This is a genomic window from Nonomuraea sp. B1E8 (genome assembly GCF_039871515.1).
Taxonomy (GTDB): Bacteria; Actinomycetota; Actinomycetes; order Streptosporangiales; family Streptosporangiaceae; genus Nonomuraea.
On record NZ_JBDPLS010000010.1, the window covers coordinates 266,595 to 282,457 of the forward strand.

Below are 15,863 nucleotides of genomic sequence, written 5' to 3' on the forward strand. Positions count from 1 at the left end.
CAGGGGAGTACACAGGCGGATGGTTCCGGCTGGGGAACTGGCGTGTGCGCTCAAGGCTGGTCGCGCTGATCCTCATCCCCACGGTCGTGGGTGTGCTGCTCGCCGGCATCCAGCTGGCCGACGCCATCGGCACCAGCGCCGAATACCGCCGGCTGACCCAGGTCGCCGAGCTGGTGCAGCGCATCGGCGCGCTCAACCACGAGCTGGGCAAGGAACGCACGCTCACCGCGTGGTACATCGCCGAGCGCAGGAAGGCCCAGCGCCTCGTCCAGGTCAAGACCCAGCGGCAGGCGACCGACAAGGCCAAGCAGGACGTCGTCAACGCGGCCTCGGCCATCGACGCAACCCACTCGACCCGCGTCCGCGAGGGCGTCGAAAGCATGAACCGCTGGCTCGACGGCCTCGACAGCCTGCGCGCCTCCATGGTCGGCAACGTGCCCCCGCGCGCCGTCATCAGCACCTACACCACGATGATCGACGTCTTCTCGTCGGTCCAGGGCGGCATGGGCGACGGCGTCACCGACGACTCCCTCCAGGGAGACGTGGCCGCGCTCGGCGCGCTCCAGCGGGCCAAGGAAGAGGTGTCGCGGCAGCAGATCATCCTCCTCGTGACGCTCGTCCAGCGCGAGCTCGACAGCGACGACTGGGCGGAGTTCCTCGGCTCCTGGAACAAGCAGCAGGCAGAGCAGCTCGCCTTCGAGCAGGAGGCCGACCCGGCGGACCTGGAGGCGTACCACCAGGGCCTCCGAGGCCTGGAGGTCGACCAAGCCGACGCCATGCGGCAGCGGGCGCTCGCCCAGGTGCGCGCCCTCAACCGGATCAGGGACCTCGACGTCACCACGCGGGCCGACCGTACGCGCTGGTTCGAGAGCACCACCGCGACCGGCAACGCCATGCGCAAGGTCGAGGACGGTCTGGCCACCAAGATCGTGGCCGGCACCCGCGACCTCAGCGACACCGAGCAGCGCAACGCGATCATGTCCGGTGCGATGATCCTCGTGCTGCTGCTCCTCGTCCTGATCATCACCACCCGCGTGGCCGGCTCGCTGGTCCGCCCGCTGCGCCGGCTGCGCGCCGAAGCGCTCCAGGTCGCCACGACCCGGCTGCCCGAGACCGTCCGCCTGCTGCGCGAGTCCGGCGAGGGCGCCCACGTGCCCGAGATGCCGTCGGTCGGCATCAACACCCGTGACGAGATCGGTGAAGTGGCGCGGGCGTTCGACGAGGTCCACCGCGAGGCCATCCGGCTGGCCGGCGACGAGGCCAAGCTGCGTGCCAACGTCAACTCCATGTTCGTCAACCTCTCCCGGCGCAGCCAGACTCTCGTCGAGCGGCAGCTGCAGCTCATCGAGGGCCTGGAGCAGGGCGAGGAGGACGAGCAGCGGCTCGCCAACCTGTTCCGCCTCGACCACCTGGCCACCCGCATGCGCCGCAACAGCGAGAACCTCCTGGTCCTCGCCGGACAGGAGGCCGCGCGCAAGTGGAGCGAGCCGGTGCCGCTGGTCGACATCGCCCGCGCCTCGCTCTCCGAGGTCGAGAACTACGAACGCGTCCAGATCCAGATCGCGTCCGGCACCCTCATCGTCGGCCCGGCCGTCACCGACGCCGTCCACCTGCTCGCCGAGCTGATCGAGAACGCCATCTCGTTCTCTCCCCGCGAGAGCAAGGTCCAGGTGACCAGCTCGCCGGTCGAGGGCGGCGTGCTCGTGTCGATCAACGACCTGGGCATCGGCATGAGCCAGGACGAGCTGGCCGAGGCCAACTGGCGGCTGGCGAACCCGCCCGTCGTCGACGTGTCCGTGTCGCGGCGCATGGGTCTGTTCGTGGTCGGCCGCCTGGCCCTGCGCCACGGCATCCGGGTGCAGCTCAGCATGCGGGAGACGGGCGGTCTGAGCGCGCTCGTCATGATGCCCGACATGCTCATCAGCGACGGCTCGGGCACGCCGCAGCAGGGCGGCCAGTACGAAGCGTTCACGACGTTCGACCCGAGCATGTTCGGGCAGCCGTCCACGAACGGATCGGGCTCCCGCTCCGGCGCGCCCTCGGGCGAGAGTTCCGAGCAGGTCGTGGACACGCAGTGGCCGGGGTCGCTGCCCGCGCCGGGCACCGGCAACTGGCCGTCGTTCGGCGATCCGCAGCAGCCCGCCGCCTTCGGCGAGCAGCCCGAGCAACAACCGGCCGCGTTCGGGGAGCAGCCGCCGGCCTTCGGCGACCAGCCGTCGCCGATCGCGGGTCAACCGCAGGAGGAGCCGGCCTGGCCGTCCTTCGCCCAGGAGCCGCCGCCCACGCCGTCGCCGTTCGGCGAGCAGCGCTGGCCCTCGTTCTCGGACGAGGCCCCGCCCTCCTCCGAGTCGCAGCCGTTCGCGGAGAACCGGTGGCCGTCGTTCGCCGAGCAGCCCCCGCCGCTGCAGGATGACGAGCCGCGCTGGCCGTCGTTCGCGACGGAGCCGCCGCAGCAGCAGCCGCAGGAGGAGTCGCGGTGGTCGTCGTTCGCCGACCCGTTGCCGCGCAGGTCGTTGTTCGAGGCGGAGGACCGGCTGCAGTCGCAGTTCGACCCGTCGTACCACTCGCCGTTCTCGGAGGAGCCCAAGCCCGCCGACCAGTTCGAGCAGAACGGGAACCCCGGCTACAACCCGTTCGGGCCGGGCGACTACTCCTCGCAGGACATGACCGGGCCGCTGCCCGCGGTGCGCAACTCGCCCATGGAGGAGCAGAGCGAGGAGTTCCTGCCGATCTTCTCGTCGGTCGGCTCCGACTGGTTCCGCAGGCCGGATCCGGAGCAGGCGCTGCCTCGTCACGAGCCGCAGCCCGAGCCCGAGCCCGAGACCACCGCCGTGAACCCGGCGGTGCCCGCGGACCCGCCGCCCGCCGGTCACGCCCAGCAGACGCCGGGCAAGCTGCCGCAGCGCAAGCCGGGGCAGTCGGGCGCCGGCGCGTCGTGGTCCTCGCCCGCGGACACCGGCTTCCAGGCCGCGCAGGCCGCCGCGCAGCCCGCGCAGGCCGGCACGACGGCTTCGGGGCTGCCCCGCCGCGTCCCCAAGGCCAACCTGGTGCCCGGCACGGCCGGTCTCGCCGAGCCCCAGGCCACATCACCGGCGCCGCAGATCTCACCTGAGCGGTTGCGCAGCAGGCTCTCCAGCTTCCAGCAGGGTGTCCGGCAAGGCCGAGCGTTCACCCGCGGAGAAGAAAATGAGGAGGACAAATGAGAGAAATGAGCCAGGGAGCGCGCGGGATCAGCTGGCTGATCACGGACTTCGTGAACAACGTGCCCGGCGTCGCTCACACGGTCGTGGTGTCGTCCGACGGGCTGCCGCTGGCCTTTTCCGAGGGTTTTCCCAAGGACCGGGCCGACCAGCTCGCCGCGGTCGCCTCAGGCGTGATCAGTTTGACCCAGGGAGCGGCTCGGGTCTTCGAGGGCGGTATGGTGACCCAGACCGTCATCGAAATGCAGCGGGGCCTCCTGATGATCATGTCCATCAGCGATGGGTCCTGCCTGGCTGTGCTGGCCGCACCAGACTGTGACATGGGGCTGGTGGCATACCAGATGACTCTGCTGGTCGAGCGGGCGGGCCAGGTGCTCACTCCGGCAGTGCGCGCGGAGCTGCAAGCGGCCCGTCCCCGCTAGGGGGCGGTGACAGGAGATCATGGTGTCAGGTCAGGGTTGGGCTGGTGATAGTACACCGCCGCATCCGGCGGTTCCCCGTCCGCAGAAACCGAGTTCCCTGGTACGGCCCTACGCCGTGACCGGGGGGCGTACCGCGCCGCGGATGAAGTTCGCCATGGAGGCCCTGGTGTCCTCCGTGACATCGGAATACCAAGACATTTCCCTACTTAGTCCGGAGTATCAGGCGATCATTCAGCTGACCCGGAACGTCAGGTCGGTTGCCGAGATCTCCGCCCTTTTACGCCAGCCTCTCGGTGTGGTCCGGGTGTTGATCGCCGACATGGCGTCGGAGGGCCTGATCCGCGTGCACCAGCCTGCGCTGGACGCGGGAAAGCCGGACCTCAACTTGCTCGAAAGGGTGCTCAGTGGACTTCGCAGGCTCTAGCCCCGGCCTAACCTCGACGAAGATCGTCGTGGCCGGGGGCTTCGGCGTGGGGAAGACGACGTTCGTGGGTGCGGTGTCGGAGATCCTGCCGCTCACCACCGAAGCGGTCATGACGGACGCCTCGGCGCACGTCGACGACGTCTCGCTCACACCGAACAAGACGACGACGACCGTGGCGATGGACTTCGGCCGGGTCTCCCTCGACCGTGACCTGATCCTCTACCTGTTCGGCACGCCCGGGCAGCACCGGTTCTGGTTCATGTGGGACGACCTGGTGCGCGGCGCCATCGGCGCGGTGGTGCTGGTCGACACCCGCCGCCTGGCCGACAGCTTCCCGGCCATCGACTACTTCGAAGAGGCCAAGCTGCCCTTCGTGATCGGCATCAACGGCTGGGACGGCCAGTTCGCGCACGCGGAGGAGGAGATCCGCGAGGCGCTGTCGATCGGCGGCCACATCCCGATCGTGCGGCTGGACGCCCGGCAGCGCGAATCCGTCAAGGGCACATTGATCACGCTGGTCGAGCACGCCCTGACCCGCCGCATGCACAGCCCGGTCTAGCCGGCTCAACGGCCCGCCACCCTTGCCTGACCGGGGTGGCGGGCCGCTTGCTGCCCCGGCTCTGGACCAGTCAGAACCCCGACTCCACCGGTAACTCGCCTCGCGACAGCGCCGCAAGCGTGTGGCGGGGCGTCAACGATCGGCGTCGTCACGCAGGCCGACCTGGGAGCCCACGTCGTCGATCTCCATCGCCGCGAGCACGACCTGGAGCAGGCCGGGGAAGCGGGCCTGTAAGTCGTCGCCGCGCAGGGTCACGTAACAACGGGTGCCCTCCTGGCGGGTGCGGGTCAGCCCGGCGTCGCGCAGCACGCGCAGGTGATGGCTGAGCGTCGATTTGGCCACCGGTGCGCGTAGTTGCCCCCAGCCGCGCTCGCGGCCGTCGGCCAGCACGCGCACCAGCCCGACCCGGATCGGGTCGCTCAGCGCGGCCATCACCTCGGTCAGTGCGATCTCGCCCAACTCGGGATGATGTGCCTTCTGCATACGTCCATGCTAACTTGTTCGACGTTTCACGAACGTCGAACATGGGGGGACGATGTGACCGATCGACCAGGCGGCCGGATGGAAGGCAAAGTGGTGATCGTGACAGGGGCGGGCACGGGGATCGGCCGCGCCGCCGCGCTCGCCTTCGCCCGCGCCGGAGCGCACGTGCTGGGGGTGGGCCGCCGCGCCGACGTGCTGCGGGAGACCGCGGACCAGCACCCCGGCATCGCCGTCCGCGCCGCCGACGTCCGCGGCGAGCACGCGCCGGAAACGATCGTCGGCGCGGCGATCGAGCGGTGGGGGCGTCTCGACGTGCTCGTCAACAGCGCCGGCGCCACCGCCATGATGGCGCTGGCCGACACCGACGCCGAGCGCGTCGGAGACCTGTTCGCGCTCAACGTCACCGCGCCCAGCCTGCTCGCCCGCGCCGCGCTGCCGCACCTGAAGGCCGCCCGCGGCGCGATCGTCAACGTCTCCAGCACGTACGGGCACCGCCCGCTGCCCGGCGCCGCCCACTACGCCGCCTCGAAGGCCGCCCTGGAGCAGCTGACCCGCAGCTGGGCCCTGGAGCTCGCGCGCGACGGCATCCGCGTCAACGCCCTGGCCCCCGGCCCGACCGAGAGCGAGGCCCTGGCCGCCGCCGGGCTGCCCGAGGACACGGTCGAGCAGATCAAGCAGGACGAGGCCGCCCGCATCCCGCTCGGCCGCCGTGGCGAGCCCGACGAGGTGGCCGCCTGGATCGTGCACCTCGCCGACCCCACCGCCACCTGGATCACCGGCCAGGTCCTCACCGTCGACGGCGGCCTGGAACTCGTGTGAGCCCCGGCCCTCCGCAACACGACGGTGCCCCGCCTGCCTGGAGTGAGGGTGACCTTGGCGCCAGCCGTAAAGAATGCTGTTTTTCCGCACGGCCCACGTGGCTGCGGACCCCAGGGCCGGACGCGGCCCTGAAGAGGGATGGTCGCAGTCCGCGTGGCTGCGGACAGAAGGGGCGCGGACGTGCGGATGATCACACGGTCGCGTGGCCGCGGACCAGGCGGCCGACCTCGGCGCGCAGGTGCACGAAGTCGGGGTGCTCGCGGGTGGAGATCTGGTCGCGCGGCGTGGGCAGGTCCACCTTGAGGTCGCCCACCACGTGCGCCGGGGCCTTGGAGAGCACCACCACCCGGTCGCCGACGTAGACGCTCTCGTCGATGTCGTGCGTGATGAGCACGATCGTCATCTGGTGGTGGCCGCGCACCTTGAGCACCAGATCTTCCAGGTCCTCGCGGGTCTGGGCGTCGACCGAGCCGAACGGCTCGTCCATGAGCATCAGGGTCGGCCGGTACGCCAGCGCACGCGCGATCGCCACCCGCTGCTGCATGCCGCCGGAGAGCTGGAACGGATATTTGCGCCCCGCGTCCTGCAGCCCGACCGATTCCAGGGCCTCGTGGGCGGCCTCGCGGCGCTGGCGCTTGTCCATGTTCTTGCGGCGCAGCGGCAGTGCCACGTTGTCGGCCACCGACATCCACGGGAACAACGAGCGGCTGTAGTCCTGGAAGACGACGGCCAGGTTGTCGGGGGTCTGTTGCACCACGTCGCCCTCGACCCTGATCTCGCCACCTGTCGGGCTGATCAGGCCGGCGATCGAGCGCAGCAGCGTCGACTTCCCGCACCCCGAGGGGCCGACGATGCACAGCAGCTCACCCGCAGCGACGCTCAGGTTGAGCCCGTCGATGGCGTGGTGCGCGTTCGGGCTGCCGCCGCCGTAAACGTGGGAGAGGTTGTCTATCTCGAGCAATGGATGTCCTTGGGGGCGAGGCCGCGGATTGCACGGCGGCTCTTGCGGAGCCGGGGACAGCAACTTTATCGGAGGGTAAATTGCCGGACATGTCGGTTAGGTAACCTATTGAGAACGTGATCTCAGTCTTTCACGGGCGCCACCGCCATGGGGGACGCTCACGGAGCCGCCAGTTGCTGGGCGGCGTGGTGCCAGCCGAGCACCCGGCGCTCCGCGACCAGGAAGAGCTCGTTGAGCAAGTATCCCAGCACCCCCAGCAGCACGATCCCGGCCCAGATGCCGGGCAGGTCGAACGTCGAGTAGGCGTCGGTGATCTGGAAGCCGATGCCGTTGGTGGTGCCGGGCAGCAGCTCGGAGAAGACCATGACGATCAGCGAGAGCGACAGGGCCAGCCGCAGCCCGGCGAACATCTTGGGCAGCGTGGACGGCACCACCACCCGCAACAGCAGCTCGGCCCGCGACAGCCGGAACGCCTGGCTCGTCTGCAGGTGCAGCGGCTCGACCGAGCGTGCGCCGTCGGCGGTGTTGAGCAGCACCGGCCACACGATGCTGAACATGATGAACGCCAGCTGCATCCGCAGCCCGAACCCGAACAGCACGAGGAAGACGGTGACCAGCGCGGGCGGCGGGATCGCGCGCAGGAACTGCAGCACCCCGTCGAGATAGTCGTACGCCCTGGCGGACAGCCCCACCGCCAGCCCGAGCACGACCCCGGCCAGCGCGCCCCCCGCGAACCCCGCGGCCATCCTGCCCAGGCTCGGCAGGATGTTCTCCACGGCCGCGTCGGTCAGGAACAACGTATCCGGCGGGCCCGCGAACCACATGGCGTGCATCCGGGTCACGATCGCGCTCGGCGGCGGGAAGAACGTGCTGCCCGCCACCCGCGTGGCCGCCTCCCAGACCAGGACGAGCACGAGCAGCACCACCCAGCGGAACGCCGCCGTGCCCAGCCCTCCGCGCCTCATGGCCGCTCTCCCAACTGCGCGTGATGCCAGCGGAACGCCCGTCGCTCGGCGGCCACCAGCAGCGCGTTGACCACGACTCCGAACAGGCCGACCCAGAACACGCCGGCCAGGATGTCGGCCATCCGCGCGGGCACGGCGATGCCGGCGAAGAAGATGAACACGCCGATGCCCTCACCCCGTCCGGCCACGATCTCGGTGCTGACGGTCAGGATGAGCGCCACCCCGGCGGCCAGCCTGATCCCGGTGGTGATGAAGGGCGCCGACGACGGCAGCGAGACGCGCAGCAGCACCGCCGGCGGGCCGAAGCCGTACGACCTGAGCGACTCCTTGGCCAGCGGGTCGACACCGCGCAGGCCGTACATCGTGTTGTAGAGGATGGGCCAGAGCGAGGCGTAGGCCACCAGCGTGACGCGCAGCTGGAGCCCGGTGCCGATGACGAGGGCCACCAGCGGGATGAGCGCCACCGACGGGATCGGCCGCAGGAACTCCACGACCGACCGCATCGCGGCGTCGACGATCGGGACGCTGCCGAGCAGCAGGCCGAGCGGCACCGCGATGGCCGCCGCGATGCCCAGCCCCATCGCCCAGGCGAGCAGGCTGGTCAGGGCGTGCCCGAGGAAGGCGGGATCGGCCATCAGCGTGACCGCCCGCCCGACGATCTCCGTGGCCGGGGGCAGGAACTCCGGATCGGCCAGGCCTGTCCGGCTCGTCAGCTCGATCAGGGCGGCGAAGGCGAGCGCCCCGGCCGCCCGGCGTGACCAGCGGGTGGCCGTGGACGCCGGACGGGCACGGGACAGGGTCTGGGCGCTCACCCGGACGTGGTGGGCGACATGAGGGTCTTCACGTCGATCGCCTTGGACAGCCACTTGGCCTCCAGCATCCAGTCGGCCACCCGCTGGAGGCGGACCGGATTGTCGTTGCTGGAGAAGTAGGGGAAGGTGACGGTGGCCGCCGTGGCGGCGTTGATCTGCGTGAAGGTCGGCAGCACCTTGGCCACGACCTCACGGTTGTTCTCCATCAGCTTGCCCGCGTTGTGGATGGCCCGCTGGAACGCCGCGGCGACCTTGGGGTTCTTGTCGTACCACTCCTGCGTGCTGACGTAGCCGGAGATCGGGAACTCCGCGGCTGGGCCGGACGCGGGGTCGAGGATCTTGCGGGCGCCCATGGACGACGTGGCGGCGGTGACCATCGGCTCGCCGAGGTAGGCGGCGTCGATCTGGCCGCCCTTCCAGGAGGGCATGATGTTCTGGAACGTCACCTGCACGTATTTGATCGTGGCCGGATCGACGTTGTTGGCCTTGAGCACCTGCGTGAGCGCCAGCTCCTGGAAGTTGTGCAGGACGTTCACGTTGATCGTCTTGCCTTCGAGGTCTTTCGGCGCCTTGATGGGCGAGTCGGGCAGCGCCATGATGCTCAGCGAGTCGGGGGAGGCGCGCGAACCCTCGGCCAGGATCCGCAGCTGGAGCGAGCCCTTGTCGTGGGCGGCGAACATCGAGACGTAGTTGCCGAACATGGCGTCGATCTCGCCGTTCAGCATCATGGGGATGGCCTCGGGGGAGGCCTGGACGACCTGCGGGGTGACCTCCAGCCCCTCCTTCTCGAAGAGCCCCTGGTCGATGGCCACGTAGAGGGCTGCGCTGTCGATGGCGGGCAGGGTGGCGACCTTGATCTCCGTCTTCTCCAGGCCGCCGTTGGCGGATGCGGACGATGGCGCGCCGGCGGTTGTTGAGCCGCCGGTGCTGCACGCGACTACACCGAGTATCAGAGCGATCCCGATGATGGCGGTCCTGGCGGGACGGCCAAGCCTCATGTCAGGGACTCCCTTCAGATGGAGCCAGGGGGGAACCGGAGGGCTTCTGCTCCCGGGGGGCTGCGTGCCTGACGCACAACAGAGATCGACCGTAGCACCAAATTAGCGGTCATTATCGCGAGAACAACACTTGTGGTTGCAATGTCTGTTTCGGGCTCTATCGTGAAATTCTGGCGACCGATACGCGCCCGAATGTTTGTCCGTTTTGGGGCTGGAGGTGTACGCGAGACATCAGTAACTGATGGTGCATACTATTCGATCTTTTCTGCGAGTCAAGAGGTGGCCCGCGGACAGTTCTCTATTGCCTGTTTCGCCTGATGAGAGGCCCTCTACCGATTCTGTCGAATTTTCTGGACACTGAGGGATAAACACCCCATATGGGCACTAGTGGTGGTTGGCCCTTGGCGACCCCTGTGCTCAAATGGCGCTTATCTGGACGTACATATTGCCCCACCTGCAATAACCTGCACGGCCCCCGAGAATTCCCCCTCCAGGCGAGAGGTTGCGAAGGCAAGTGAGAACGCAGAGCGCCGAAGCTTCCGCCGACCGCGAGCCGCACGGGCATGAGAAGCGACGGTTGTCTCAGCCGACCTCGAAAAGGTTCGGATTGGGCAACTGGCACGTACGGTCGCGGCTCGTCGCGCTGATCGTCGTTCCCACGGCCGTGGCCGTGGGGCTGGGCGGACTGAACGTGATCACCTCGCTCAGTGACGCCAACACCTACCAGACCCTCAGAGAGGTCGCCGAGTTCAGCCAGCAACTCGGCACCGTCACGCACGAGTTGTCCTTCGAACGCGACGAGACCGCGCTCTTCATCGCCCAGGGCCGTCCCGACAACCGCGAAGCCCAGCTGCGCACCACCTACAGCGCGGTGAACGGCCACATCGAGGAGGCCAAGGAACGGGCGGCGGCGATCACGGACACCCACGCCGACGCCGTACGCCCGGTGCTGCGCCGGCTCGACGAGATCCGGACGGTACGCGACACCGCGGTCAACGGGAAGATCCAGCCCCTGCCGATGATCCAGAAGTACTCGCAGATCATCGCGACCCTGCTGCAGTTCCACGACCAGGTCGGCCAGGTCGCGGTGGACGACGAGGTGTCACGCAGCGCCGGCTCGCGGGCCGCCATCGCCAGGGCCAAGGAGCAGGCGTCCGAGCAGCGCGGCATCCTGGCCGGCGCGCTGGACAGGAAGGGCTTCGACAGCGGCGAGCTCGACGCGCTCACCGACGCCAAGTCGCGCGAGGAGAGCGAGACGACGCTGTTCGCCACCCTGGCCAACCTCGAACAGCTCGAGCTCTACCGCAACACGGTCGTGGGCCACGACGTCGACCAGACCGACCTGTTCAGACTCCGGGCCACGGCGCAGGCGGCCGAGGGCAAGGAGCTGAGCATCGGTGGCCGGCCCGCCCAGGACGCGGCCACGTGGGTCGAGGTCAGCACCGGCAAGATCGACGCGCTGCGCACTGTGGAGAAGGAGCTGTCCTCCTCGGTCATCCTGCGTGCCAGGGCCCTGGAGGAGAGCGCCAACCGCTCGGCGCTGATCTCCGGCGGCTTCATCCTGGTGCTGCTGCTCGTGGTGCTCGCGATCATCTCGCTCATCGCCCGCTCGCTGATCAGGCCGCTGCGCAAGCTGCGCGGCGAGGCGCTCGACATCGCGGGCAACCGCCTGCCGGGCACCGTACGCGAGCTGCGCGAAAGCGGGGAAGGAACGGTCCCGCCGGTCGACCCGATCGGCGTGGACACGCACGACGAGATCGGTGAGGTCGCGCGGGCGTTCGACGAGGTGCACCGTGAGGCGGTGCGGCTGGCGGGCGAGGAGGCGCGGCTGCGGAGCAACGTGAACGCGATGTTCGTGAACCTGTCGCGGCGTAGTCAGACGCTGGTGGAGCGGCAGATCACGTTGATCGACGGTCTGGAGCAGGGTGAGCAGGACGAGCAGCGGCTCGGGAACCTGTTCAAGCTGGACCACCTGGCCACGCGTATGCGGCGTAACAGTGAGAACCTGCTGGTGCTGGCGGGGCAGGACCCGCCACGCCGCTGGAGCCAGCCGGTCAAGCTGGTCGACGTCGCGCGTGCCTCCCTGTCGGAGGTGGAGAACTACGAGCGGGTCGTGTTGCAGGTGCCCGACGGGGTGTCGGTGGCCGGTCAGGCGGTCAACGACGTCATCCACCTGATCGCGGAGCTGGTGGAGAACGCTTTGTCGTTCTCGCCGCGTGAGACGCGGGTGACGGTGTCGGGCAGCAGGATCGACGGCGGCGGCGTGATGTTGTCGATCACCGACTCCGGCATCGGGATGACGCAGGAGGAGCTGGCCCAGGCCAACGATCGCCTGACGGACGCGCCGACCGTGGACGTGTCGGTGTCGCGGCGCATGGGTCTGTTCGTGGTCGCCCGCCTGGCGCACCGCCACGGCATCCGGGTGCAGCTGCGCCCGCACAGTTCCGGCGGGCTGACCGCGATGGTGCTGATCCCGGAGAACATGCTGGGCACGCAGGCGCCTCCCCTCACCGGCACGCCGTCCCTCTCCGGCAACCAGCCCTCCGCGTTCTCCGGCAACCAGCCTCCCGCCCTCGCGGGCGCGGCGAGCGGCGGGCCCAGGGACGAGCCGTACTCCGGCCCGCATCCCGCCCCGCCGGCCGTGGACTGGCCGCAGCCCCCGTACCAGCTGGGCCCCGGCCACCCGTCCTTCCCGTCGAACCCGGAGCAGGGCGGCAACTGGCCGCCGTCGGCTCCCTGGCAGCCCGAGCCCGGTGGCTGGCCGCAGGAGCCGCTCGGCTACGACGGGGCCGACGTGTGGAACCCGGGCGGCCCGCACCGGGGCCCGGCGCTGAACGGCGACCGCGGCCTGCCCAGACGGCCAGGGCCCGAGCGCCCGCCGGGCGGCTGGAGCAACGACACGATGCCGCCGCAGCGGCCGGGGTTCGACCACCACGATCCGGATCCGGGCACGTCGGGGTCCATCCCGGCAGCCCCGCCCGCCTCCGGCGGGGACGACTATCTGCCGATCTTCGCCGCGGTCGAGTCCGCCTGGTTCGGCCGCGGCGGGAGCGGCGCGAGCTGGGGCCCGTCCAAGGCGGACGAAGGCTGGAGCGCGGCGGAAGCGGTGGTGGAGCCGGTGCGTAATGGATCGACGGCCGCCGGGCTGCCCAAGCGGGTGCCCAAGGCCAACCTGGTGCCCGGATCGGCGGACACCTCGTCGTCGCCGAAGGGGGTGACGCCGATGCCGTCGGTGTCACCGGACCGGATCCGCAACCGGCTCTCCAGCTTCCAGCAGGGGTTCCGGGCGGCACGTGATGACATCAGCGAGGGCAGGGCGTTCCCCTCTGGCCCAGCGGACGACAACAGGGAGGAGGACGCATGAGAGACCTGAGTCACGCGGCACGCGGAGTCGACTGGCTGATCACCGATTTCGTCAGCACCGTTCCCGGGGTCGCGCACGCGGTGGTCGTCTCGTCCGACGGGTTGCCGCTTGCGGCGTCGTCGGGTTTTCCGGCTGATCGGGCGGATCAGCTGGCGGCGATCGCGTCGGGTCTGGTGAGTTTGACGCAGGGTGCGGCGCGGGTGTTCGAGGGGGGTGCGGTCAATCAGACGATCGTGGAGATGCAGCGTGGGTTGATGCTGATCATGTCGGTCAGCGATGGTTCGTGTCTGGCGGTGCTGGCGGCTCCGGATTGTGACATGGGGTTGGTGGCGTACCAGATGACGCTGATGGTGGATCGCGCCGGTCAGGTGCTGACTCCGGCTGTGCGCGCGGAGCTGCGCGCCAGCCAGACAAGGTGACGTAGGTGACAGACCCCCGATGGAACAGCGGCGACCGGGTGCCTCCGCCTCAGCCCCAGTCCCAGTCGCCGCTGAGTCCCGACCCGGCGTCGCCCGTCCGCCCGTACGCGGTGACAGGCGGACGGACGGCGCCGCGCGTCAAGCTGGCGATGGAGGCCCTCGTGTCCTCGGCGACCGCCGAGCAGCGGGAGTTCTCGCACATCACGCCGGAGTACCAGGCGATCAGCCAACTGTGCCGGCAGGTCCGGTCGGTGGCGGAGGTGTCGGCCCTGCTGCGGATCCCCCTGGGCGTCGTACGGGTCCTGATCGCTGACATGGCCGCCGAAGGTCTGGTCCGCGTGCACCAGCCACAGCTGGATGAGGGTAGGCCGGACGTCAATCTGCTCGAAAGGGTGCTCAGTGGACTTCGCAGGCTCTAGTCCCGGCCTCACCTCGACGAAGATCGTGGTGGCTGGAGGTTTCGGGGTGGGCAAGACGACGTTCGTCGGCGCGGTGTCGGAGATCATGCCGTTGACCACGGAGGCCGTCATGACGGATGCCTCCAAAGGCATCGATGATCTGGGTATGACGCCGTTGAAGTCGACGACGACCGTGGCGATGGACTTCGGCCGGGTCTCGCTCGACCGTGATCTGATTCTTTATCTGTTCGGGACGCCCGGGCAGCATCGGTTCTGGTTCATGTGGGACGACCTGGTGCGGGGTGCGATCGGTGCGGTGGTGCTGGTCGACACGCGGCGTCTGGCCGACAGTTTCCCCGCCATCGACTACTTCGAGGAGGCGCAACTGCCGTTCATCGTGGGAGTGAACGGCTGGGACGGCCAGTACGCGCACAGCGACGCCGAGGTCCGCGACGCCCTGACCCTGGCCCCGCACATTCCGATGGTGCGCCTCGACGCCAGGTCGAAGGACTCCGTGAAGGCCACGCTGATCAACCTGGTCGAACACGCCCTGTCGGTCAGGATGGCCGTGCCGGGCTGGGGCGGCTGAGCCGCTTGCGCGAGCGTCACCGCCCGGGCATGGGCACGACCATCGAGGCCACGTCGACCTTCGACTTCAGGTAGCCGAACTCGTCCATCAGGTCCGCCACCCGCTGGATGCGCGTGGCGTTCAGCGACGTGGGGAACGTCCCCATCGCCATGGTCATCACCGCCTCCTTCGGGGTCTGGGTGTAGAGCGGGACGACCTCGGCCAGCGCCGCGCGGTCGGTCGCGGCCAGGCGCTGCGCCCTGGACACGGCGCGCTGGAAGGCCGCGGCGGTCCGCGGATGCCGGGCCGTCCACTCCTCCGTCGCGGCCCAGCCGTCGATCGGCAGCGCGTCGGTGGGGCCGGTGTTGGTGTCGAGCAGCAGCCGCGCGCCCGCCTGCTGGGCGGCCGACAGGAACGGCTCCACCATCCACGCGGCGTCGACCCGCGACTCCTTGAGCGCGGCCAGCTGGGCCTCGAAGTTCACCACGACGAACTTCACCTGGTCGGGGGCGACCTCATAAGCCTTCAGGTGGGCGCTCATCGACATGGTGCCCAGGTTGTCGAGCGAGTTGACGGCGATCGTCGCGCCCTTGAGGTCCTTCGGGCCCTGCAGCGGGGAGTCGTTCATGACGACGACGCCCGCGATGCCCGGCGCGGCCGCCAGGCTGTCGTGCAGGATCTTGATCTTCGCCGCGCCGCTGTCCTGGATGTTGATCAGGGACACGTAGCTGCCCTTGAAGATGTCCATGGTGCCGTTGAGGATCTTCGGCATGACGGCCTGCGGCGCCTGGATGACCTCCGTCCTGACGGTCAGGCCCTCCTCCTTGAAGAACCCGCGGCGGTCCGCGATGAAGACCGGAGCCGACGAGGGCGTCGGGCTGACGCCGATGGTCAGCGCGGTCTTCTCCAGGCCTCCCCGCTGACTGCCTGAGGGCGGTCCGGGGTCGGCACCGCCGCATGCGGTGAGGACGATTGCGGCGGTGAGCGCCACGCAGGCGCGGAGGGCGGGCCCGGATCGCATGGTCCTCCTTGGCCGGGGCATCGAGGCCGCCGTGAACGCCGGGAAGTGGACGCCGGGAAACGGAACCGGAGGCGGCGGCAGGCGGTGATCGTACAGCAGGAGTGTCGCTAATGCCATGAATGGTGCTGAGTCACGGCTCAGTGAAACATCGCTGATTGTCGGTTGCTGTCCGGCTTTCATGACGTCTCTGCTTCGCTGGGGGTTGTTTTGCAGTACGTCATCATTTCCAGGCAGTCAGGTGATTTGTAAGGTTGGCGCAACCTGCCTGGCGTGTGTTGAAATTGCTCTTCGTCTCGGGGGCGCATCAGGTGCCGATGCCGGCGTATATGTAGGCCAGAGAGTGGAACCAGTGAGCAACCGATCGCCTGCGGACGTTCACCGTCCCCATCCGCCTTCACCGTCGAAGCCGCATGGCCGCAACGGCGGAAAAGGACGGCGCAAATTCCGGTT

General features: G+C 69.3%; 15 protein-coding genes. 9 read left to right on the plus strand and 6 right to left on the minus strand.

Translation table 11 applies throughout. The annotated features are described in order from the left end of the window. Positions 1-44 precede the first annotated feature (44 nt). Genes ABGA98_RS30700 through ABGA98_RS30715 form a run of 4 tightly spaced genes read left to right on the plus strand, consistent with a single transcriptional unit; the run spans position 45 to position 4,605 of the window. Positions 45-3,203, plus strand: a complete 3,159-nt coding sequence (locus ABGA98_RS30700) for a nitrate- and nitrite sensing domain-containing protein (RefSeq protein WP_347621885.1) — start codon at positions 45-47, stop codon at positions 3,201-3,203. Positions 3,204-3,208: 5 nt separating this feature from the next. Beyond that, positions 3,209-3,622 carry a roadblock/LC7 domain-containing protein gene (locus ABGA98_RS30705; RefSeq protein ID WP_201760494.1) on the plus strand — a complete coding sequence of 138 codons (414 nt, stop codon included), beginning with the start codon at positions 3,209-3,211 and terminating at the stop codon, positions 3,620-3,622. Positions 3,623-3,641: 19 nt separating this feature from the next. Next, positions 3,642-4,046, plus strand: coding sequence for a DUF742 domain-containing protein (locus ABGA98_RS30710; protein ID WP_226898832.1), 405 nt, complete (start codon positions 3,642-3,644; stop codon positions 4,044-4,046). A gap of 28 nt (positions 4,047-4,074) precedes the next feature. Continuing rightward, positions 4,075-4,605, plus strand: coding sequence for an ATP/GTP-binding protein (locus ABGA98_RS30715; RefSeq protein ID WP_347621886.1), 531 nt, complete (start codon positions 4,075-4,077; stop codon positions 4,603-4,605). A gap of 132 nt (positions 4,606-4,737) precedes the next feature. Here ABGA98_RS30715 and ABGA98_RS30720 read toward each other — a convergent pair whose 3' ends face one another. After that, positions 4,738-5,088, minus strand: a complete 351-nt coding sequence (locus tag ABGA98_RS30720) for a metalloregulator ArsR/SmtB family transcription factor (RefSeq protein ID WP_347621887.1) — start codon at positions 5,086-5,088, stop codon at positions 4,738-4,740. Positions 5,089-5,166: 78 nt separating this feature from the next. On the opposite strand from ABGA98_RS30720, the gene ABGA98_RS30725 reads away from it, so the two are divergent. Beyond that, positions 5,167-5,907: an SDR family oxidoreductase gene (locus tag ABGA98_RS30725; protein WP_347621888.1), complete on the plus strand. Its 741-nt coding sequence runs from the start codon at positions 5,167-5,169 to the stop codon at positions 5,905-5,907. Between the two features lie 190 nt (positions 5,908-6,097). On the opposite strand, the gene ABGA98_RS30730 is transcribed toward ABGA98_RS30725, so the two are convergent. The 4 genes from ABGA98_RS30730 to ABGA98_RS30745 form a co-directional block, all read right to left on the minus strand. Continuing rightward, positions 6,098-6,868 (minus strand): ABC transporter ATP-binding protein, encoded by a 771-nt coding sequence (locus ABGA98_RS30730; protein ID WP_347621889.1) that lies wholly within the window; start codon positions 6,866-6,868, stop codon positions 6,098-6,100. Positions 6,869-7,026: 158 nt separating this feature from the next. After that, positions 7,027-7,833: an ABC transporter permease subunit gene (locus tag ABGA98_RS30735; RefSeq protein ID WP_347621890.1), complete on the minus strand. Its 807-nt coding sequence runs from the start codon at positions 7,831-7,833 to the stop codon at positions 7,027-7,029. Next, positions 7,830-8,645, minus strand: a complete 816-nt coding sequence (locus ABGA98_RS30740) for an ABC transporter permease (protein ID WP_347621891.1) — start codon at positions 8,643-8,645, stop codon at positions 7,830-7,832. The genes ABGA98_RS30735 and ABGA98_RS30740 overlap by 4 nt, the downstream gene beginning before the upstream one ends. After that, a complete protein-coding gene (locus tag ABGA98_RS30745; protein WP_347621892.1) occupies positions 8,642-9,643 on the minus strand; it encodes an ABC transporter substrate-binding protein in 1,002 nt (333 codons plus the stop codon). Before ABGA98_RS30745 ends, ABGA98_RS30740 begins: the two co-directional genes overlap by 4 nt. 607 nt (positions 9,644-10,250) lie before the next feature. Here ABGA98_RS30745 and ABGA98_RS30750 point away from each other — a divergent pair. From ABGA98_RS30750 to ABGA98_RS30765, 4 genes are read left to right on the plus strand one after another with little or no spacing between them, the layout of a single operon-like run. Further along, positions 10,251-13,007, plus strand: a complete 2,757-nt coding sequence (locus ABGA98_RS30750; protein WP_347621893.1) for a nitrate- and nitrite sensing domain-containing protein — start codon at positions 10,251-10,253, stop codon at positions 13,005-13,007. Next, positions 13,004-13,426: a roadblock/LC7 domain-containing protein gene (locus ABGA98_RS30755; RefSeq protein ID WP_132339573.1), complete on the plus strand. Its 423-nt coding sequence runs from the start codon at positions 13,004-13,006 to the stop codon at positions 13,424-13,426. Before ABGA98_RS30750 ends, ABGA98_RS30755 begins: the two co-directional genes overlap by 4 nt. Before the next feature lie 38 nt (positions 13,427-13,464). Continuing rightward, complete coding sequence (locus ABGA98_RS30760; RefSeq protein ID WP_132601579.1) at positions 13,465-13,845, plus strand: DUF742 domain-containing protein; 381 nt, start codon at positions 13,465-13,467, stop codon at positions 13,843-13,845. Next, on the plus strand, positions 13,826-14,413 hold the full coding sequence (locus ABGA98_RS30765; RefSeq protein WP_347621894.1) for an ATP/GTP-binding protein: 588 nt from the start codon (positions 13,826-13,828) through the stop codon (positions 14,411-14,413). Before ABGA98_RS30760 ends, ABGA98_RS30765 begins: the two co-directional genes overlap by 20 nt. 16 nt (positions 14,414-14,429) lie before the next feature. Here the strand turns inward: ABGA98_RS30765 and ABGA98_RS30770 are convergent, their stop codons facing one another. Beyond that, complete coding sequence (locus ABGA98_RS30770) at positions 14,430-15,413, minus strand: ABC transporter substrate-binding protein (protein ID WP_347621895.1); 984 nt, start codon at positions 15,411-15,413, stop codon at positions 14,430-14,432. Positions 15,414-15,863: the final 450 nt, after the last annotated feature.

Excerpts from the sequence above, each read along its gene's own strand:
- ABGA98_RS30705 (WP_201760494.1), top strand. The coding sequence starts at position 3,209 with ATGAGCCAGGGAGCGCGCGGGATCAGCTGGCTGATCACGGACTTCGTG.
- ABGA98_RS30710 (WP_226898832.1), top strand. The coding sequence starts at position 3,642 with ATGGTGTCAGGTCAGGGTTGGGCTGGTGATAGTACACCGCCGCATCCG.
- ABGA98_RS30720 (WP_347621887.1), bottom strand. The coding sequence starts at position 5,088 with ATGCAGAAGGCACATCATCCCGAGTTGGGCGAGATCGCACTGACCGAG.
- ABGA98_RS30725 (WP_347621888.1), top strand. The coding sequence starts at position 5,167 with ATGGAAGGCAAAGTGGTGATCGTGACAGGGGCGGGCACGGGGATCGGC.
- ABGA98_RS30735 (WP_347621890.1), bottom strand. The coding sequence starts at position 7,833 with ATGAGGCGCGGAGGGCTGGGCACGGCGGCGTTCCGCTGGGTGGTGCTG.
- ABGA98_RS30745 (WP_347621892.1), bottom strand. The coding sequence starts at position 9,643 with ATGAGGCTTGGCCGTCCCGCCAGGACCGCCATCATCGGGATCGCTCTG.
- ABGA98_RS30755 (WP_132339573.1), top strand. The coding sequence starts at position 13,004 with ATGAGAGACCTGAGTCACGCGGCACGCGGAGTCGACTGGCTGATCACC.
- ABGA98_RS30770 (WP_347621895.1), bottom strand. The coding sequence starts at position 15,413 with ATGCGATCCGGGCCCGCCCTCCGCGCCTGCGTGGCGCTCACCGCCGCA.